The organism is Janthinobacterium sp. BJB304, assembly GCF_002735765.1.
In the GTDB taxonomy this organism is placed as follows: Bacteria; Pseudomonadota; Gammaproteobacteria; order Burkholderiales; family Burkholderiaceae_D; genus Janthinobacterium.
This window is the reverse complement of sequence record NZ_PDZN01000017.1, coordinates 15252-34093: the sequence shown is the minus strand read 5'-3', so window position 1 is coordinate 34093 and position 18842 is coordinate 15252. Positions and strand designations below refer to the sequence as shown.

Genomic DNA, 18842 nt, shown 5'->3' with positions numbered 1-18842 from the left:
GTTTATACTCACCATTTCCCTACTTTGGCAGACCGCTCATGCAAGCACAGCACACCCAGCAAGGCCAACGCTTCGAAGGTTCCGACAGCTATGTCGCCACCGCCGACCTGAAACTGGCCGTGAATGCGGCGCTGACCCTGCAACGCCCGCTGCTGATCAAGGGCGAACCGGGCACGGGCAAGACCATGCTGGCCGAGGAAGTGGCCGCCGCGCTGAACATGCCGCTGATGCAATGGCATATCAAATCGACCACCAAGGCGCAGCAGGGCCTGTACGAATACGACGCCGTGTCGCGCCTGCGCGATTCGCAGCTGGGCGACGAGCGCGTGCGCGACATCCAGAACTATATCGTCAAGGGCGTGCTGTGGCAGGCATTCACGGCGCCCGAACCGGTGGTGCTGCTGATCGATGAAATCGACAAGGCCGACATCGAATTCCCGAACGACCTGCTGCGCGAACTGGACCGCATGGAATTCTATGTGTATGAGACGCGCGAAATGGTCACGGCGCGCCACCGACCGCTCGTCATCATCACCTCGAACAACGAGAAGGAATTGCCGGACGCCTTCCTGCGCCGCTGCTTCTTCCACTACATCAAATTCCCGGACAAGGACACGATGGAGCAGATCGTCGCCGTCCACTACCCGCACCTGAAACAGGAATTGCTGGCGCAGGCGCTGCAAACCTTCTATGAAGTGCGCGACGTGCCGGGCCTGAAGAAAAAGCCGTCGACGTCGGAATTCCTCGACTGGCTCAAGCTCCTGCTGGCCGAGGACATCCCAGCCGAAGCGCTGCGCAGCAAGGACAACAAGGCCGTCGTGCCGCCGCTGCACGGGGCGCTGCTGAAAAACGAGCAGGACGTGCACCTGTTCGAGCGCCTGATGTTCATGTCGCGCACCAACCGCTAAGGAGCGCCGGTGAACGATATCAGCTCCGACAAGGTCTTCGTCCCCCTGGAACTGCACGGCATCCGCCTCGAGGCACTGGCGCCGCACCACGCGCCCGGCCTGCGCGCGGCAGCCATGGATGGGGAACTGTGGAATCTGCGCGTCACCTCCGTGCCCGAGCCGGACCAGGTGGACCAGTACATTTTCAAGGGCATCGAGATGCGCCCCACGCGCTTCGCCTTTGCCGTCATCGACGCGGCCAGCGGCGAGGTGCTCGGCACCACCAGCTATCACGACGTGGTGCCGGCCATCGGACGCCTGGAAATCGGCTACACCTGGTATGCGAAGCGCTGCCAGCGCAGCCACGTCAACACCACCTGCAAATTGCTGCTGCTGGCGCACGCCTTCGATAACCTCGGCTGCGCGCTGGTGGGCCTGCGCACCGACAATTTCAACCACGCCTCGCAGGCGGCCATCGAGCGCCTGGGCGCGAAAAAGGATGGCGTGCTGCGCCACCATGCGCTGCGACGCGACGGCACCGTGCGCGACACCGTCATGTACAGCATCACGCGCGGCGAGTGGCCGGAAATTGCCGCCCACCTGCGCTACAAGCTGGCGCAGCGCCCCATCGCCGCACTGCCCCGCGCGGGAGAGCAGGCGCCATGCTGATCGATTTCTTCTTCACGCTCAAGGATGCGAAGATTCCCGTCTCGATCAAGGAATTTCTGACCCTTCTTGAAGCGCTGCAAAAGAACGTCATCGACGCCTCGATGGACGATTTCTACTATCTGGCGCGTTTGACCCTGGTCAAGGATGAAGCCCATTTCGACAAGTTCGACCGCGCCTTTGCCCAGTACTTCAAGGGCGTCAATGCGGCCTTCGACACGAACGCGGCGATTCCCCTCGACTGGCTGCTCAAACGCATGCAGCGCGAGCTTTCCGAAGAGCAGAAGGCGCAGCTGGAAAAATTCGGCTACGACAAGCTGATGGACCGCCTGAACGAGCTGCTGAAGGAACAGAAGGAGCGCCACGAGGGCGGCAGCAAGTGGATCGGCACGGGCGGCACCTCGCCGTTCGGCAATGGCGGCACGAATCCGGAAGGCATCCGCATCGGCGGCAAGGGCGGCAACCGCACGGCCGTGAAGGTGTGGGAAGCGCGCAGCTACAAGGATTATGACGGCGAGCGCGAACTGGGCACGCGCAACATCAAGGTAGCCTTGCGCCGCCTGCGCAAGTTCGCGCGCGAAGGCGCGGAAGATGAACTGGCGCTCGACGCCACCATCGCCGCCACGGCCAACAACGCGGGCTACCTCGACATCAGGATGCGGCCCGAGCGCAAGAACCGCATCAAGGTGCTGATGCTGCTCGATGTGGGCGGCAGCATGGACGACCATATCGAGCGCACCGAGGAACTGTTTTCGGCGGCGAAGACGGAATTCAAGAACATGGAGTTCTTTTACTTCCATAACTGCGTCTACGACTACCTGTGGAAGAACAACCGGCGCCGCAATGCCGAGCGTTTTCCCACCTGGGACGTGCTGCACAAATACCCGCCCGATACCAAGCTGATTTTCGTCGGCGACGCCACCATGAGCCCCTATGAAATCCTGCAGCCGGGCGGCAGCGTCGAATACAACAACGAGGAAGCGGGATCGACGTGGCTGGCGCGCTTTACCCAGGCGTTCCCGAAATTCATCTGGCTCAACCCCGAAGCGGAAGGATTGTGGCAGTACCGCCAGTCGATCGGCGTGATGCGGCAGTTGATGAACAACCGCATGTTCCCCCTGTCGATCGACGGGCTGGAACGGGGCATGCGTCTGCTCAGTAAATAAAAGCACGCAACAAAAAGTCCATGGCGGCATGAGGCCGCCATGCCGTACACTGCGACACGGCACTACCGTGCGGAGCATCTCCGCCGCGGGCGGGTAGCATACGCCGATACCAGCCCTGCCCCACCCTGCTGCATCCCGTGCGCGGCCGCCATGGTCGCGACACTGTTCGATTGCGCACATCGTGCGCGCCTTCTGCTCCGGTAGAATCGGCGCATCGCTCTGCGCAAACCATGCACCACCGCTGCACCAAGACCTTGCCGCGCCAGCCCCCGTGCTGCCGGCCGGTGCCAGCGCCATTTTCAAAGGAATGAGCATGCAAAGTCTGATCTCGATCGCCGCCGACCTATCCTGGCCGTTCGCCATTACCCTGGCCTGGGTAGTGGGCGAATTCGGCCACCGCTGGACGGGCCTGCCGCGCATCAGTTTTTACGGCGTGATCGGTTTCATCCTCGCGCAGACGCAGGTAGGCATCCTGCCGCAGACGGACGCCGGCCCCATGCTGGTGCTGGCCGACGTGGCCTTCGGCCTGATCCTGTTCGAGGTCGGCTACCGCATCAACCTGCGCTGGCTGAAGAACAATCCGTGGATCGCCGTCACGGGCCTGGTCGAATCCCTGCTGACCTTTGCCGTCGTCTACTTCATCGGCATCGAATTCGGCAGCACCTCGATGACGGCGCTGCTGCTCGCATCTCTCGCCATGTCCACCTCGCCGGCCACCATCATGCGCGTCATCAACGAGGAACGCAGCTCGGGCCAGGTCACGGAACGCATCGTCCACCTCACCGCCCTGAACTGCGTGCTGGCCGTCTTCACGTTCAACATCATCGTCGGCTTCTGGATGTTCCAGAGTTCCACCGACCTGATCGAGGCGAGCAGCAGCAGCGCCGCCGTGCTGGCCGCCTCCGTGGCCGCCGGCACCGTCTTCGGCATCGTCGTGCCGGCCATGCTGCGCCGCTTGGGCAACATGGCGCAGGACGCCACCGTGGCGTTCGCGCTGTCGGTGATGCTGCTCGTCGCCCTGACCTACACCACCAGCCTGTCGCCGCTGCTGGCCACCCTCACCTTCGGCCTGGTGGCGCGCCACCGCAGGGTCGCCTTCAGCCAGGCGCAGCGCAATTTCGGCGCCATGGGCGAGCTGCTGACGGTGCTGCTGTTCGTGTATGCCGCCTCGACCCTGGAATGGGCCAGCGTGACGGCCGGCGCGGGACTGGCCCTGGCCGTCGTCGGCGGACGATTGCTGACGAAGGTCGCCGGCGTGGCCGCGTTCTCGCATGTGAGCGGCATTTCCTGGCGCAAGGGCGTGCTGACGGGCGTGGCCCTGACGCCCGTCTCCGTCTTCATCATCCTGCTGCTCGAGCACGCGCGCCAGCACGGCGTGAACTTCGGCGACGAATTGAACGCCCTGGCCGCCATCACCCTGGGCCTGGAACTGATCGGCCCCGTGCTGGTGCAGCGCGTGCTGATGCTGGCCAAAGAAACCCACGAAATCAAGGAGCGCTAAATGCCGCTGGAACCCTTTGGCCAATCGGCCGCGCTGACCTTCGGCGTCGAACTCGAACTGCAACTGGTGAACCTGTCGGACTATGACTTGACGGCCGCCAGCCCAGACCTGCTGCATCTGCTGAACAAGAAACCGTTTCCCGGCAACGTCACGCCGGAAATCACCGAGAGCATGATCGAGATTAACTCGAGCGTGCACACGCATCACGGCCCCCTGCTGGAGCAATTGCAGGAAATCCGCGACACCTTGATCACGGCCGGCGACAAGCTCAATATCGGCATCGCGGGCGGCGGCACGCACCCGTTCCAGCAATGGTCGTCGCAAAAGATCTTTTCCAAGCCCCGCTTCCAGGAGATTTCGGAACTGTACGGCTACCTGGCCAAGCAGTTCACCATCTTCGGCCAGCACGTGCACATCGGCTGCGCCTCGGGCGACGACGCCATGTTCCTGCTGCATTCGCTGAACCGCTACATCCCCCACTTCATCGCCCTGTCGGCTTCCTCGCCCTATGTGCAGGGCCGCGATACCCTGTTCGATTCGGCCCGTTTGAATTCCGTGTTCGCCTTCCCCATGAGCGGGCGCGCGCCGTTCACCCTCAGCTGGGACCAGTTCTCCAACGAGTATTTCGCCAAGATGGAGAACACGGGCATCATCAAGAGCATGAAGGATTTTTACTGGGATATCCGTCCCAAGCCGGAATTCGGCACCATCGAACTGCGCGTGTGCGACACGCCGCTGACGGTGGAGCGGGCCGCCGCGCTGGCCGCCTACCTGCAGGCGCTGTGCCGCTACCTGCTCGAACGCCGCGAAACCCCGCCCGTGGAAGACGATTACCTCGTATATAACTACAACCGCTTCCAGGCCTGCCGCTTCGGCCTCGATGGCGCCATCACGCATCCGAAAACCTACGAAACGATGTCGCTGCGCGAAGACATCATGACCACCCTGCGCAAGATGGAACCGCACGCCGAGGCGCTGGGCAGCACGCCGGCCCTGAAACACCTGTCGGACGTGGCCAAGCAGTGGAGCGACGCGCAATACCTGCGCAAGCAGCACAGCCTGCAGGGCAGCGCCGAAGGCATGGTCGATTCGGCCATCCGCTGCTTCCGTGGCGAGCCCATAAACTACTGACGTTGCTGCCTGGTAACGTAGGTCGGATTAGCGGCGTAGCCGCGTAATCCGACTGGCGCTGCCAACCATGTTGTCGGATTACGGTCCTTCGGACCTCGGCGGCCCCACCTAATCCGACCTACCGTTCGTCAACCAAAAAACCACAGCGCGCCTGCCCGTCATTTACAGCCGCCGTCCCCGCTTGCTACAATGAGAATGATTCTTATTATTATTTAAAACGCAAAGGGAATGCGATGCCGCTGGCAGAGCCGCTACAACGCCAGGACATCGCGACACTGTATGCCGACCACCACGGCTGGCTGCAGGGCTGGCTGCGCAAAAAACTCGGCAGCACGGCGTGCGCGGCCGATGTGGCGCACGATACTTTCATGCGCCTGCTCGACCGCGAAGACGCCGTCGCCGCGCGCGAGCCGCGCGCCTTTCTCGCCACCGTGGCCCAGCGCGTGCTGTTCAACCATTACCGCCGCCAGAAACTGGAACAGGCTTATCTCGACGTGCTGGCGCAGCTGCCGCCCCTGCATGCGCCATCGCCCGAGGAGCGCGCGCTGCTGCTGGCCACCGTGTTTGAACTGGACCGCATGCTCGACGGCTTGCCGCCCCCCGTCAAACGGGCTTTTTTACTGCGCCAGCTCGACGAACTGCCGCAGGAAGACATCGCGCGCCAGCTCGGCATCTCGCTGGCGACAGTAAAACGCCATCTGCAGCGGGCCGGCAGTGCCACGCAGGCGTGGCAGCAGCTGCAAATACAGCACGAGCATCTGCCGCCCGCCATGCACGCGACCCTGCTGCGCGCCTGCGTGCAGGCGAACGCGCCGCGCCGCCATGCCGTCAAGACCCTGGCCCTGCTGCTGGCCTGCGGCGCCTCGCTGTATGCATTCGAACGCCGCAGCCCGTGGCGCAGCTGGACGGCCGACTACCGCACGGGCATCAACCAGCGCCGCATCATGACCCTGGCCGACGGCACGCGGCTCACCCTCAATACCAATAGCGCCGTGAATATCGCTTACGACGGCACACAGCGCCGCATCGACCTGCTGGCCGGCGAAATCTTCATCGCCACCGGCAAGGATGCGGCGCGGCGGCCGTTCTTCGTCGGCACGCCGCATGGCAGCCTGCAGGCGCTGGGCACGCGTTTCACCGTGCGCCTGCACGATGGCTATGCCAGCGCCGGCGTGCTCGAAGGGGCCGTCGCCGTGCTGGGCGGTGACGGCAGCCAGCGCCTGCTGCTGCGCCCCGGCGAAGGCGCCCATTTCGACAGTGACGGTTATCACCGCCAGGCGCTGGCGCCGTATGGCGGCGCGTGGCTGAATGGCATGCTGGTGGCGCGCGACATGCGCCTGGCCGATTTTCTCGCCGAGCTGTCGCGCTACAGCGACCATCCGCTGGCCTGCACGCCCGCCGTCGCCGGTTTGCGCGTGTCCGGTTCCTACCCGCTGGCCGACGTCGATGCCATCGTCGACGCCGTCAGCGCCAGCCTGCAGTTACGGCGCAATACCATCACGCGCTTCTGGGGCCATCAGGTGGTGCGCATCGAACTGGCGGCCCGCTGAAAAATATTTTCTGCAAAGTGAGCTGTTTTACCGTGCTCGCGTGACTTGGAAGATAGGCAGTCTCCATCTTGCGCATCCACGAAAGGCTTTATTCCATGCACCACGCTTCGCGTTCCCTCCTTACCCGTACCGTTCTGGCCTGCGCCCTGGCGCAGATCGGCATGGCCCTGGCCCTGCCGGCGCCAGCCCAGGCGCAAAGCCGGCAAGTACGCGCCTACAGCATTCCGGCCGGCGCGCTGGGCGACGTGCTGACGCGCTTCGGCAGCGACAGCGCCATTTTGTTGTCGTTCTCCAGCGATACCACGCAGGGCTTGCGCAGCGCCGGCCTGCAAGGCAGCTACAGTCTGCACGATGGCTTCCGCGTGCTGCTGGCCGGCAGCGGCTTGCAAGCCGTGCCGCAATCGAATGGCGGCTACCTGCTGCAAAAGATCCCCGCCGGCGCGACTACTCCCACGGCGGACAGCCGCGGCGTGGCCGTCATGAGCGGCGTCACCGTGGTGGCGTCGGCCGAGCGCAGCGCCGCCACCAGCGGCACGGGCAGCTATACGGGCGGCCCCGCCAGCGGCGCCACGGGCCTGGCCCTGACGCAGCGCGAAACCCCGCAGTCGCTGACCATCGTCACGCGCCAGCAGATGGATGACCAAAACAGCAACGCCGTCTCCGACGTCATGAAAAACGTCAATGGCGTGAGCGTGCAAAACTACGACAGCGACCGCTGGAGCTTCCAGGCGCGCGGCTTTGCCGTCACCAATTTCCAGTATGACGGCGTGTCGGCCATCTATGACGGCGTCTACGACTGGGGCACGACCAACAGCGACATGGCCATCTACGACCGTATCGAAGTACTGAAGGGCGCGACGGGCCTGATGAGCGGCTCGGGCGACCCATCCGCCACCGTCAACATGGTGCGCAAGCGCCCCACTGCCAGCTTCGAGGGCGCGGCCACCGTGGGCGCGGGATCGTGGGACAATTACCGCGGCGAGGCCGATGTCTCCGGCCCCCTGAACGACAGCCGCACGGTGCGCGGCCGCCTAGTCGGCGCCTACCAGGACAAGCACTCCTACCTGGACCGCTACACGCAGCAAAAATCCGTCGCCTACGGCATCGTCGAGGCGGACCTGACACCCGTCACCCTGCTGACGGCCGGCTTTACGCACCAGGACTACAAACCGCGCGGCTCGACCTGGACGGGCTTCCCCGTGCTGCTGGCCGACGGCACCCGCACGGATTTCCCCACCGCGTGGAATCCGGCCACGGACTGGAGCCGCCGCGACATGCAGAACACCACGCTGTTCTCGTCGCTCGAACACACGTTCGCCAACGCGTGGAAACTGACACTGAGCGCCAACCAGCTGCGCAGCAAGCATGACAGCGTGCTCGGTTCGGCCAGCGGCGGCAATCCCCGCCCCGATACGGGCGAAGGCACGTTTTTCTTCATGGGCAAATACAAGGGCGACCGCCGCCAGACCACCGTCAACGTCGACGCCAGCGGCCCGTTCACGGCCTTCGGCCGCCGGCATGAAGCGATGCTCGGCTACTCCACCTCGACGGCAAAGCAGGATGGCCCCGTCTACGAATCGGTCTACCCGCCCGTGGAAGGCAGCTATTTCGACTGGCGCGGCCAGTATGCGGAACCCGCATTTAGCCGCCTGGGCAACGACAACGACAGCACGCGCCAGAGCGGTCTGTATGGCGCCGTGCGCCTGCATCCGGCCGACGCGCTGTCCGTCATCGTCGGCGCGCGCGTCAGCAACTACAAGCAAGAGACGGACCGCAGCTTCTTCGACCCCAAGACTGCGCGCATCACCTCGCGCATCGAGGAAACCAACGTCATCACGCCATATGCGGGCGTCGTGTATGACCTCGACAAGACCTATTCCGTGTTCGGCAGCTACACCAGCATCTTTGCGCCGCAGAGCAACCGCGACGTGAACCGTAATTTTCTGTCGCCCGTGCGCGGCAAGGGTTTTGAAGCAGGCGTGAAGGCAGAATATTTGGATGGCAAGGTCAATGCCAGCGCCGCCCTGTTCCAGATCCGCCAAAGCAACGTGGCCGGCCCTGCGGGCGAAGTCAACGGTGAGGCCGTGTTCAAGGCCATCGATGGCGTCACCAGCCGCGGCGTGGAAATGGAAGTGACGGGCGAAGTGATGAAGGACGTGAAGCTGAGCGCCGGCTATACCTATGCGCATGTGCGCGACGCGGATGGCAAGGACGTGTTTTCCACCATGATGCAAACCACGCAGCCTGCCCATTTGGTGCGCGTGCAAGGCTCGTGGCTCCTGCCGGCCAGCCTGGACAAGCTGACCGTCGGTGGCGGCATCAACTGGCAAAGCAGCTACGACGGCAATATCTGGAATCCCGCCATCGAGGACAATGCACGCATCAAGCAGGGCGGCTACGCGCTGGTCAACCTGATGGCGCGCTACGAGATCAGCAAGAACGTCACGGCCAGCCTGAACGTGAACAACCTGCTGGACAAGAAGTACTTTACGGGCCTGGGCCTGTTCCAGACGGGCTTTTACGGCGAACCGCGCAACGTGATGTTCACCGTGCGCACGAAGTTTTAACCAGCAAGTTTTAACTCACTGCCGTACAGCGCCAGCGCCCAGGCTGGCGGACGCAGTTCCAGTGCCAGGGACAGGTAAGCGGGATCGAAGCGCGCCGCCAGCAAATACACATTGGCGGCGCCCTTGGTCTCCCAATTTCCCGTAAAGCCCTTTTCACCGGCCGCCGCGCGCTTGCGGTCGAAGGGGACGGCGCTTTTCGCGAACTCTTCGTGCGTCTTTTTGCCCTGCGCATACGGCGCCAGCCAGGCCAGCGCTTCGGCCAGGCGCCGCGCTTCCGGCGCGCCATACCAGTCGTCGCCATGCGCCTGCGCCATCAGGGCCGTCGTCAGCAGCGGCTCCAGGCTGTAGGTGGTGTAGTGCAGGGCGTCGCGCTGCTCGAAGTCGAAGGGCACGCCGCCGGCGCCGATATTACGCGGCACGTGCGCCAGGAAGCGTTCCTTCGCCCGCGCGACCAGCAGGGCGTCGCCCGTGACATACGCGGCGGCCGTGCCGATCTTGATGCGGTGGCTGTGCCAGTTGTTGCGCGCCGTGGACGGGCCTCCCACCCTGATCGGATCGCTCAGATACCCGTGCGCCAGGGTGCGGCAAAACGCCTGCACCTGCTCGCGCTCGATGCCGTTCAAGCGCTCCTGTACCAGGTCAAATCCCATCAGCAGGCTGGCCAGTTCCGTCTCGTCGACGGGGCTGAACGAGGGCTGATAGCTGCCGCTCCAGGCCAGCAGCAGCTGGCGCGCCGCCTCGAAATGCGGCATCTCGCCCGACAGCCGCCAGGCCAGCGCCTGCAAGCGCGCCTGGCGCCAGTCTTCCTGCGCCTGCTGGCTGGTCTCGCGCCCGCCCTCTCCCTTCAGCAAGCCGCCCGTGCGCACTTCCGCCATCAGGTGCACGGGCCGCGCAGCGTCCTTGCGCGCCGCCTTGACCACCTGTTCGGCGATGGCTGGCGCCACCCGCGCCTTGAGCATGCGGGCGCGCGCGGCGGACGTCAGCGCAAACGGCAACGTGCCCTCGTGCGGGCGCGGCGCCGCGCGCAAACCCGCCAGGGGCAGCGCCAACAGGCCGGCCAGCACAGCGCGCCGGCGGATCAGGTGCGTACTCAAAACCGCGTCTCCCGCGCCGCGCGCAAAAAATTATCGAGGATGGGCGTGCAATCGAGCAGCTCGACGCCGCCCGCCGAATGGAATTCCGGGTGCCACTGCAAGCCCATGACGAAGCGGGCACGCTGGTAGCGGATGGCCTCGACGATGTTGTCCCCTTGCGAATACGCTTCCACGGTGACGTCGCGCCCCAGGTCCTTGACCGACTGGTGGTGGATGGAATTGACGAGCGCCTCGCCCGCCTTCGGAAACATGCCCGCCAGGGACGAGCCTTTCGGGAAGACGATGGTGTGGCGGTGGCGGTCATACAGGTCGTTGACGTGGGAGGCCGCACCTTCCACGTCCGAGGCGATGTCCTGGTACAGGGTGCCGCCAAAGCCCACGTTGATCAGTTGGCAGCCGCGGCAAATGCCCAGCACGGGTTTGCCCGCATCGACGAATTCGTGCAGCAGTTCCAGCTCGTACAGGTCGCGCGCGCGGTCGCCGTTCCATTCGGGCCGCGTGGCCGCCTCGGAATACGTCTGCGGCGAGACGTCGGCGCCGCCCTGCAGCACCAGGCCGTCCAGATGGCGCGCATAGTGGCGCAGGGTGATATTGCTCGGGTGTAGCTGGCCGCTGGTATTGACCGTCGGGATCATGAACACCAGCACGTCGCGCGACATAACCCACTGGGCAATCGACTCTTCCAGGTATTGCAGGTTCTTGCTGCGCAGGCCAGTGGCGCCCGGCTCGGGGTGGAAAATGCGCGCCGAGATGCCGATGCGCAGGGTGCGCCGCATGAAGTCGCGGCTGGCCTTGTCGCGCATAGAGCGGTAGCGCGACGAGATCACACGCCAGGCCAGCGCCAGCGGCGTGTCGTTATCCTTCAGGTAGCGCGGCGCGGCATCGCGCGCGCGGTGCTCATCATCGGGCGCCCGGCGGCCCACCCGGTCGGGCCGGGACGGCGTTGGCGCTGCGGGATCGGTGGAAGGGGGATGCAGGGGATCTTTTTCGTCTGACATGGCAAGGCTGACTGAAAGCGGAGACGTTTTCAATATAAACCCCTGTCTCCGAAAGCACGATTCAATTTTGTAACAAAAGCCCACGCCCGGGGCCTCTGCGCAACACACTCACGCCGCCTGCATACAGCCCGTTTACGCCGGGGGCCCCGCTTTTTAGAGAATCTTTACGCCCCCGCTGCTAATCTTGAACGTACCTCAACCACCGCTGCAAAGCCACCATGGAACCCCATTCACGCCTGCCATCGCATCAAGCACTGCCCCACCGCCATCCCCGCCTGCCCACCTTCCTCATGCATATCACGGTCGACAAAGCCTGCCTGGCCGAGCTGCGCCAACTGGTCGTCAAGACGTGCGGCGGCATGCTGTCGTTCATGCGCATCGAGGCGGTCGACCACGCCGAACGCATGAAGGTATGGCTGTGCGTGACGGAGCCGGCCCTGCGCTTGACCATGGATGCCGTCATGCGCCTGCTGCCGGCGGCGGAATTTGGCCGCATCAGCCAGGGGAAATCGCTATGAACCAGTACTCCTGCGAACAGGCGATGTCGTCATCGCGCATCACCGCGCACTTCCAGGGCATCTGGGTGCCGATGGTCACGCCATTTTGCGACGGCGATGGCGACATCGACTTCGACGCGGCCCAGCAGCTCGCGTGCGAACTGGCCGCCAGCGGCGTCGATGGCCTGGTGGTATGCGGCACCACGGGCGAAGCGGCCATGCTGAGCGCCGCGGAACAGAGCATGCTGCTCGACAGCGTGCTCGAAGCCGTCGGCCCCCGCTTCCCCGTCGTCATGGGGATAGGCGGCAGCGATACGCGCAGCGTCGTCTCCGCCGTGCAGCGCTACAACGACCATCCGCTGGCCGGCCTGCTGGTCTCGGCGCCAGCGTATGTGCGCCCTTCGCAGGACGGCATCGTGCGCCACTTCCAGGCCATCGCCGCCGCCACCGACCAGTCCATCGTGCTGTACAACGTGCCGGCCCGCACGGGCGTCAATATCGAACCGCAAACGGCGGCACTGCTGGCGCGCGACTCGCACTTCGTCGCCATCAAGGAAGCGGGCGGCAAGCTGCAGCAGCTGGGCGAACTGCTGCTCGACACCCGTCTGGACGTGCTGTGCGGCGACGACGCGCTGCTGCTGGCCAGCCTGTCCATGGGCGGCCACGGCGCCATGTCGGCCGCCGCCCAGGTGCGTCCCGACCTGTATGCGCAGCTGTACCACCTCGTCAGGCAGGGCCGCCACGGCGCCGCGGGCGCCCTGTTCAAGACCATGCTGCCCGTCATCCGCCTGCTGTTTTCCGAACCGAATCCCGCTCCCGTGAAGGCGGCGCTGGCCATGCAGGGCAAGGTACGCGACGCATTGCGCCTGCCGATGACGCCCATGTCGGCCGCCGGCCAGGCCGCCCTGGCCGAAGCGCTGGAGCCTCTGATGGAACTGCCCGCATGGACCGCGAGCGACAGGGATGCGCCGCGCGAAGGCTGTCTGCTGCAACTGGTTTCCCCCGCCAACATCATGCCAGCCGTGCGCCAAGATGATCATCGCCATCACGGATGAACGCGGGGGCATGGAGAAATCCATCCTGGCCGGACGGCTGGCCGCCTCGCGCGCGCTGGCCGGCCGCAAGGTGCTGCTGCTCGATGCCGATCCGCGTCAGGGCGCCATGGCGCAAGCCAGGAACATGCACGACGGCGCCATGCACGGCAGCCTGACGCGGCCGCGCCTGATGGCGCGCGCCATCAGCGCCAAGGGCTTGCAGCCGGAGCTCGAGCACCTGGTGCACTGCTACCACGACATCGTCATCGACAGCGAAGGCCGCGACTCCATGGGCAGCCGCTCGGCCCTGATCGCCGCGCGCGTACTGGTGGTGCCGCTCGACGGCGTCGCCGACGCCGGCGCGCAGGCGGGCCTGGCGCGCCGCATCGCGCACGCGCGCAGCGTCAATCCCGGCCTGCGCGTCCTGCTGGCAACGGACTCGCAGGCGGCGCCCGCCCATGCCCTGGCCGCGCAGATTCCAGCCGCCCGCGTGGTCGGCCTGGGGCAGCTGTATTGCGCCGTTTTCAACCTTTCTGCCTAGCCCGTCTGGGCACGCAAAAAAGGCGGCGCATGCGCCGCCTCTCCCTTCCGTCAATTAAAACGTCTTGCTGACCGTCAGCTGCAGCGCCGTCTTGCCCATGAATTTGCCATTCACGGGCGAGGCATACGCCGCCTTGCCCGCGTTCGTGCCGATCACGGCCAGCGCGCCCGAAACAAAACCGAAGTCGCGCGTAACGCCCACTTTCCAGTCCGTGTAGCTCGATGCATCATTGTTTTTCACTTTCTGGTGGCCCGCATGCAGGTTGCCGGTCCAGCCGTTCGTCAGGTCGATATTCGCGCCGATATCGAGGTAGCCGCTGTTCTTGCTGTTGACGATGCCGAACAGGTTCGAGACGGCGTGCGAATATTTGATATAGGCGGGGCCGTACGACAGCTGGCCGTAAACTTCCTGCGTGTCCGCGTCGGCCAGGCCGGCGACGTGCTTCAAGCCGTTGTCCGCGTACACATAGGCGAGCACGCCGACGTCATAGCCAACATCGCCGCCCAACTGGCCGCGCTTGCCCGCATACAGATCGACTTCCACGTCGCCGCTGCCGCCCGCATCCTTGGTCCACTTGATGGTGGAAGCCCAGGCGCCCGCATACAGGCCCGTCGGGTTGTTGATGTAATCCACGCCGCCCTGCAGCGCGGGCTTCAAGCGCGTCTGCGAGATGCCCCGGTAACGGTAATCGGACACGCCGGCCACGTTGAAACTGACTTCATTGTCGGGCTTGGCCTCTTCCGCGTGGGCAAGGCTGCCGGTAAAGGCGGTCGCGACGGCAAGTGCAAGTAACATTTTATTCATGGTTTTTTCTTCTTCATGGGTGGTATGGGCCTTTGCCAACATGGCGCAGCTGGCCCGCCGCTGCAAAAATTTAAAGTAAAGCGTCCCCCCGGCGCGCGCGGCGCCTGTTTTCAAACAGGGGAAATAACAGGTGTTAGAGCGGCAGCAGCAAGCGGTAACCGACAGCCGTTTCCGTCAGCAGGTACTGCGGCTGGGCCGGATCGGCTTCCAGCTTCTGGCGCAGATGGCCCATGTAGATGCGCAGGTAATGGCCGTTTTCGCTGTTCGACGGTCCCCACACTTCGCGCAGCAGCTGCGGATTGGTGACCACCCTGCCCGCATTCTTCACGAGCACCGACAGCAGGCGGAACTCCGTCGGCGTCATGTGCACCAGCTGCTTGTTGCGCGTCACCAGCCGGTCCTTCAGGTCGACGCGCACGTCGCCGAACTGCACCACGCCATCATCGCTGGCGGCGGGCTGGCGCTGGCGGCGCAAGGTGGCGCGCACACGGGCCAACAGCTCGCCCACGCCGAACGGCTTGGTCAGATAGTCGTCGGCGCCGGCATCGAGCGCGCGGATCTTGTCCTGCTCGTCGACCCGCGCCGACAGCACGATGATGGGCACGGCCGACCATTTGCGGATGTCGGCGATGAAATCGATGCCGTCGCCGTCGGGCAGCCCCAGGTCCAACACGATCAGGTCGGGCCGGCGCGTGCCCGCGTCGATCAGGCCCCGCTGCATGGTGGCCGATTCGAAAATCTGCCAGCCCTCGTCTTCCAGCGCGGCGCGCACGAAGCGGCGGATTTGCGGTTCATCCTCGACCAGCAAGGCGGTGGCGGAAGGTTCGTTCATGTTGGTTTTCCTGTTTCATGGTCGTTGGCGTCATCGAGCTCGATCTCCGGCGGCGCCGGCGGCGTGCCCAGCGGCAGGCTGAAGACGATGGCGGCGCCCTGCCCCGGCGTGTGGGGCTGCGCGTGGATGGTGCCGCCGTGGGCTTCGACGATGGCGCGGCAAATGGCCAGCCCCAGCCCGACGCCCGGCTTGTTCGATTCGCGCTCGCCGCGCGTGAATTTTTCAAAGATGGCTTCTTCGCGGCCGAGCGGCAGGCCCGGGCCATCGTCAAGCACCGTCACCTGCAGGAACTGGCCGTGCACCTCGGCCGCGACCGTGATGGTGCTGCCCGGCGGCGTGTACTTGGCCGCGTTTTCCAGCAGGTTGCACAGCACACGCTCGATCAGCACGGCATCGTAGCGCACCAGCGGCAAGTCCGGCGCCAGCTGCGTCTGCACGGCGTGCTGCTGCAGTTGCGGGCCGCTGGCGCGCAGCGCGCTGCCCACCACTTCTTCCAGCGCCTGCCATTGCAGGTTCAGGCGCACCTGACCGCTCTCGATGCGCGCCATGTCCAGCAGGTTCGCCACCAGGGCGCTCATGCGCACGGTTTCGGACTGCAGCGAGCGCGCCATGTCCAGCTGCGCGGGCGACAGCGCAGGCCGGGACAGGGCCAGCGATTCGGCCAGGCCCACCAGCGACGTCAAGGGCGTGCGCAAGTCGTGCGACAAGGCCGCCAGCAGCGAATTGCGCAGCCGCTCCGATTCCATCTGCAGCAGCGCGCCCTGCGCCACGTCGATGTAGTGCACGCGTTCGAGGGCGATGGCCGCCAGCGCGGCAAAAGTATCGAGGTGCTGGCGCTGTTCCGGCACCAGCAGCCAGCGCCCGCGATGCGCGCCATCGAGCGGCAGCAGCGCCAGCACGCCCCGCGTGCGCATCGGCGCGATCAGCGGCAGGTAGAAAATGGGCGAAGCCGGCAAGGTATCGGTGCCCGTCCCCGCCGCCTGCGCGTGATCGAAGGCCCACTGCGCGATGCCGATATCGAGCGGTTCGCCGCCGTTCGCGGCCTGCAAGTTGCCCTCGTCATCGGGCAGCAGCAAGGTGGCGCGCGCGCGGAACGCCCGTTCGATGGCGCTTTTCGTGATGTCGAAAATCTGCTCCGTCTGCAGCACGCCGGACAATTCGCGCGAGAATTCGTACAAGGCGCGGGCGCGCGCTTCGCGGTGCGAGGCCACGCGCGCCTGGAAGCGCAGACCGGCCGTCAGGTGGCCCGTGATCAGGCCCACGGCCAGCATCACGCCAAACGTGATCACATACTGGAAATCACCCACGGCAAACGAGAAACGGGGCGGCACGAAGATGAAATCGAAGCAGGCCACGCCCACCAGGCTGGCCAATGCCGCCGGCCCGCGCCCCAGGCGCACGGCCAGCAGCACCACCGTCAGCAAGGACAGCATGGCGATGTTGGCCAGGTCCAGGTAGGGCTGCAGCGGCACCGACGCGAGGGCCGTGCCCAGGCTGGCGCCGGCGGCCAGGATGTAACGCCAGTGACGCGCGGGCCGGCGCGGCGCGTCCGCGTCGTCGCCCGCCGCGCGCCGGGGCGCCGCATCGGCCGGCGGCAAGCCCACCTCGATCAAATCGATATCGGGCGCCAGGCTGGCCATGCGGGCGGCCGGCGGCGCCTGCCACAGGCGCGCCAGCGCACGGCCGCGGCCACGGCCCACGATGACTTTCGAGATATTCGCGCCGCGCGCATACTCGACCACGGCGCCGGCGATGTCGGCGGACGGCACAATGGCCGTGCGCGCGCCCAGGTCCTGCGCCAGTTTCAGGGTTTTCAGGATGCGTTCGCGCTGGCCCGCCGGCAAGCGCTGCAAGCGCGGCGTTTCCACGTACAGCGCGTGCCATTCCGCGTTCAGCTGGCTGGCCAGGCGCGCCGTGCTGCGGATCACGTGTTCGCCCCCCGCGTGCGGTCCCACGCAGGCCAGCAGCGCGGCGCCCGTCTTCCATACGGGGTTGATCGATTTTTCGACGCGGTAGGCTTGCACGTCATCCTGGATCCGGTCCGCCGTGCGGCGCAAGGCCAGTTCGCGCAGGGCGATCAGGTTACCCTTGCGGAAAAAATGCTGCGATGCCCGTTCGGCCTGCTGCGGCTGATACACCTTGCCCTGCTTCAGGCGGCGCAGCAGTTCATCGGCGGGGATATCGACCAGCACCACTTCATCGGCGCGGTCGAACACCGTGTCGGGCAGGGTCTCGGCCACGCGCACGCCCGTGATCCCGCCCACCACGTCGTTCAGGCTTTCCAGGTGCTGCACGTTCACGGTCGACAGCACGTCGATGCCGGCCGCCAGCAATTCCTCGACATCCTGCCAGCGCTTCGGATGACGCGATCCGGCCACGTTCGAGTGGGCCAGTTCATCCATCAGTATCAGCGGCGGCGCGCGGCGCAGGGCCTCGTCCAGGTCGAACTCGTACAGGGTCTTGCCCCGATACTCGATGGCTTTGAGCGGAAGCACGGGCAAGCCGTCCAGCTGGGCCGCCGTATCCTGGCGCCCATGCGTCTCCACCACGCCCACCAGCAAGTCCTGGCCGTCGGCCAGCAATTTGCGCGCGGCCGCCAGCATCGCGTAAGTCTTGCCGACGCCGGCCGAGGCGCCGAAATAGATGCGCAGCCGGCCGCGCGCGGCTTTCTGTTCCTGCGCCTGCACTTGCGCCAGCAGGGCATCAGGGTCGGGGCGTTGGCTGTCGTTGGGGAGCATGTTGTATTTTAATCTTCTTGGGCATTGTAGGTCGGATTAGCGCGTCCGAAGGGCGCGCGTAATCCGACAACATCGTTGGCCTGGCTGGGGCTATGGGTGATGTCGGCTTACGCTGCGCTAAGCCGACCTACGCCGACCTGCGCCTTATTTTGCCATGGCGTCAAGTAGGTCGGATTAGCGCGCAAGCGCTTCATCCGACGACATCATTGGCCAAGCCGTGCACGATACCGACCTGCACGCCTTTGCCAGCTTACTTTGCCATGGCATCCAACGCCAGATTCAGTTCCAGCACATTTACGCGCGGTTCGCCGAAAAAGCCGATATACGCGGTTTTCTGCACCTTGGCGATGGCGTTTTCCACCTGCGCCAGCGGCACGGCGCGCACGCGGGCCACGCGGGGCGCCTGGTACAGGGCGCCCGCCAGGCTGATTTCCGGGTCCAGGCCGCTGCTCGACGCCGTCACCAGGTCAACGGGGATCGGCTTGCGGTTGCCGGGATCGGCTTCCTTCAGGGCGGCGATGCGCGCCTTGACGGCGTCCACCAGGGCCGGATTGGTCGGCCCCTGGTTCGAGCCGCCCGAACCGGCGCCGTTATTGGCCATCGGCGCGGTGGCCGACGGCCGGCCCCAGAAATACTTGGGCGAGGTGAAGGACTGGCCGATCAGGGTCGAGCCGACGGGCTTGCCCCCACGCTCGACGATGCTGCCGTTGACTTCATCATTGAAGGCCAGCTGGCCGATACCGGCCGTGGCAAACGGATAGACGACGCCGCAGATCACGGTCAGCGCGGCAAACAGGACCAGGGCGGGACGTACGATAGTGCTCATGATGGTTCCT

General features: G+C 65.4%; 16 protein-coding genes and 1 pseudogene. 11 read left to right on the top strand and 6 right to left on the bottom strand.

Translation table 11 applies throughout. The features are described 5' to 3' along the window. The first annotated feature begins 38 nt into the window (after positions 1–38). The 8 genes and pseudogenes from CSQ95_RS19775 (at position 39) to CSQ95_RS19745 (ending at position 9468) form a co-directional block, all read left to right on the top strand. On the top strand, positions 39–908 hold the full coding sequence (locus tag CSQ95_RS19775; RefSeq protein ID WP_034746522.1) for a MoxR family ATPase: 870 nt from the start codon (positions 39–41) through the stop codon (positions 906–908). A gap of 9 nt (positions 909–917) precedes the next feature. Next, positions 918–1556, top strand: coding sequence for a GNAT family N-acetyltransferase (locus tag CSQ95_RS19770; protein WP_099410751.1), 639 nt, complete (start codon positions 918–920; stop codon positions 1554–1556). Beyond that, the gene (locus CSQ95_RS19765) at positions 1550–2719 is read left to right on the top strand and encodes a VWA domain-containing protein (RefSeq protein ID WP_099410750.1); all 1170 of its coding nucleotides are present in this window, start codon (positions 1550–1552) and stop codon (positions 2717–2719) included. The genes CSQ95_RS19770 and CSQ95_RS19765 overlap by 7 nt, the downstream gene beginning before the upstream one ends. A 313-nt stretch (positions 2720–3032) precedes the next feature. Beyond that, positions 3033–4220, top strand: coding sequence for a cation:proton antiporter (locus tag CSQ95_RS19760; protein WP_180279110.1), 1188 nt, complete (start codon positions 3033–3035; stop codon positions 4218–4220). After that, a complete protein-coding gene (locus CSQ95_RS19755; RefSeq protein WP_099410748.1) occupies positions 4221–5351 on the top strand; it encodes a YbdK family carboxylate-amine ligase in 1131 nt (376 codons plus the stop codon). Between the two features lie 233 nt (positions 5352–5584). Further along, positions 5585–6067 (top strand): annotated as a pseudogene (locus CSQ95_RS30130) (sigma-70 family RNA polymerase sigma factor); the annotation flags it as partial. A gap of 54 nt (positions 6068–6121) precedes the next feature. Further along, positions 6122–6901, top strand: coding sequence for a FecR family protein (locus tag CSQ95_RS30125; protein ID WP_257218120.1), 780 nt, complete (start codon positions 6122–6124; stop codon positions 6899–6901). A 95-nt stretch (positions 6902–6996) separates the two neighbouring features. Beyond that, complete coding sequence (locus tag CSQ95_RS19745; RefSeq protein WP_099410746.1) at positions 6997–9468, top strand: TonB-dependent receptor; 2472 nt, start codon at positions 6997–6999, stop codon at positions 9466–9468. Here the strand turns inward: CSQ95_RS19745 and CSQ95_RS19740 are convergent. Together CSQ95_RS19740 and CSQ95_RS19735 are read right to left on the bottom strand one after the other, a co-directional pair. After that, on the bottom strand, positions 9465–10562 hold the full coding sequence (locus CSQ95_RS19740) for an alginate lyase family protein (RefSeq protein WP_099410745.1): 1098 nt from the start codon (positions 10560–10562) through the stop codon (positions 9465–9467). The two genes, CSQ95_RS19745 and CSQ95_RS19740, sit on opposite strands and share 4 nt — an antisense overlap. Then, on the bottom strand, positions 10559–11560 hold the full coding sequence (locus CSQ95_RS19735) for a gamma-glutamyl-gamma-aminobutyrate hydrolase family protein (protein ID WP_070288617.1): 1002 nt from the start codon (positions 11558–11560) through the stop codon (positions 10559–10561). Before CSQ95_RS19735 ends, CSQ95_RS19740 begins: the two co-directional genes overlap by 4 nt. Before the next feature lie 218 nt (positions 11561–11778). Between CSQ95_RS19735 and CSQ95_RS19730 the strand changes: the two genes are divergently transcribed. The 3 genes from CSQ95_RS19730 to CSQ95_RS19720 are packed head-to-tail and all read left to right on the top strand — an operon-like array spanning position 11779 to position 13632. Then, complete coding sequence (locus CSQ95_RS19730) at positions 11779–12078, top strand: hypothetical protein (protein ID WP_257218115.1); 300 nt, start codon at positions 11779–11781, stop codon at positions 12076–12078. Continuing rightward, positions 12075–13112, top strand: coding sequence for a 4-hydroxy-tetrahydrodipicolinate synthase (gene dapA / locus CSQ95_RS19725; RefSeq protein WP_070288618.1), 1038 nt, complete (start codon positions 12075–12077; stop codon positions 13110–13112). The genes CSQ95_RS19730 and dapA overlap by 4 nt, the downstream gene beginning before the upstream one ends. 10 nt (positions 13113–13122) lie before the next feature. Further along, entirely contained in the window at positions 13123–13632 is a 510-nt protein-coding gene (locus CSQ95_RS19720; RefSeq protein WP_257218114.1) for a cobyrinic acid ac-diamide synthase, read from the top strand. Positions 13633–13686: 54 nt separating this feature from the next. On the opposite strand, the gene CSQ95_RS19715 is transcribed toward CSQ95_RS19720, so the two are convergent. The 4 genes from CSQ95_RS19715 to kdpC all read right to left on the bottom strand — a co-directional run bounded on the left by CSQ95_RS19715 (position 13687) and on the right by kdpC (position 18832). Then, the gene (locus tag CSQ95_RS19715; protein WP_070224312.1) at positions 13687–14436 is read right to left on the bottom strand and encodes a TorF family putative porin; all 750 of its coding nucleotides are present in this window, start codon (positions 14434–14436) and stop codon (positions 13687–13689) included. Positions 14437–14569: 133 nt separating this feature from the next. After that, the gene (gene kdpE, locus CSQ95_RS19710) at positions 14570–15268 is read right to left on the bottom strand and encodes a two-component system response regulator KdpE (protein WP_034746496.1); all 699 of its coding nucleotides are present in this window, start codon (positions 15266–15268) and stop codon (positions 14570–14572) included. After that, positions 15265–18006: a DUF4118 domain-containing protein gene (locus CSQ95_RS19705; protein ID WP_099410743.1), complete on the bottom strand. Its 2742-nt coding sequence runs from the start codon at positions 18004–18006 to the stop codon at positions 15265–15267. The genes kdpE and CSQ95_RS19705 overlap by 4 nt, the downstream gene beginning before the upstream one ends. Positions 18007–18256: 250 nt before the next feature. Continuing rightward, a complete protein-coding gene (kdpC, locus tag CSQ95_RS19700) occupies positions 18257–18832 on the bottom strand; it encodes a potassium-transporting ATPase subunit KdpC (protein ID WP_099410742.1) in 576 nt (191 codons plus the stop codon). Positions 18833–18842: the final 10 nt, after the last annotated feature.

Coding starts and splice junctions, on each gene's coding strand:
- CSQ95_RS30125 (WP_257218120.1), top strand. CDS start 6,122: ATGCACGCGACCCTGCTGCGCGCCTGCGTGCAGGCGAACGCGCCGCGC.
- CSQ95_RS19745 (WP_099410746.1), top strand. CDS start 6,997: ATGCACCACGCTTCGCGTTCCCTCCTTACCCGTACCGTTCTGGCCTGC.
- CSQ95_RS19705 (WP_099410743.1), bottom strand. CDS start 18,006: ATGCTCCCCAACGACAGCCAACGCCCCGACCCTGATGCCCTGCTGGCG.
- CSQ95_RS19760 (WP_180279110.1), top strand. CDS start 3,033: ATGCAAAGTCTGATCTCGATCGCCGCCGACCTATCCTGGCCGTTCGCC.
- dapA (WP_070288618.1), top strand. CDS start 12,075: ATGAACCAGTACTCCTGCGAACAGGCGATGTCGTCATCGCGCATCACC.
- CSQ95_RS19735 (WP_070288617.1), bottom strand. CDS start 11,560: ATGTCAGACGAAAAAGATCCCCTGCATCCCCCTTCCACCGATCCCGCA.
- CSQ95_RS19730 (WP_257218115.1), top strand. CDS start 11,779: ATGGAACCCCATTCACGCCTGCCATCGCATCAAGCACTGCCCCACCGC.
- CSQ95_RS19715 (WP_070224312.1), bottom strand. CDS start 14,436: ATGAATAAAATGTTACTTGCACTTGCCGTCGCGACCGCCTTTACCGGC.
- kdpC (WP_099410742.1), bottom strand. CDS start 18,832: ATGAGCACTATCGTACGTCCCGCCCTGGTCCTGTTTGCCGCGCTGACC.
- kdpE (WP_034746496.1), bottom strand. CDS start 15,268: ATGAACGAACCTTCCGCCACCGCCTTGCTGGTCGAGGATGAACCGCAA.
- CSQ95_RS19765 (WP_099410750.1), top strand. CDS start 1,550: ATGCTGATCGATTTCTTCTTCACGCTCAAGGATGCGAAGATTCCCGTC.
- CSQ95_RS19775 (WP_034746522.1), top strand. CDS start 39: ATGCAAGCACAGCACACCCAGCAAGGCCAACGCTTCGAAGGTTCCGAC.
- CSQ95_RS19720 (WP_257218114.1), top strand. CDS start 13,123: ATGGAGAAATCCATCCTGGCCGGACGGCTGGCCGCCTCGCGCGCGCTG.
- CSQ95_RS19755 (WP_099410748.1), top strand. CDS start 4,221: ATGCCGCTGGAACCCTTTGGCCAATCGGCCGCGCTGACCTTCGGCGTC.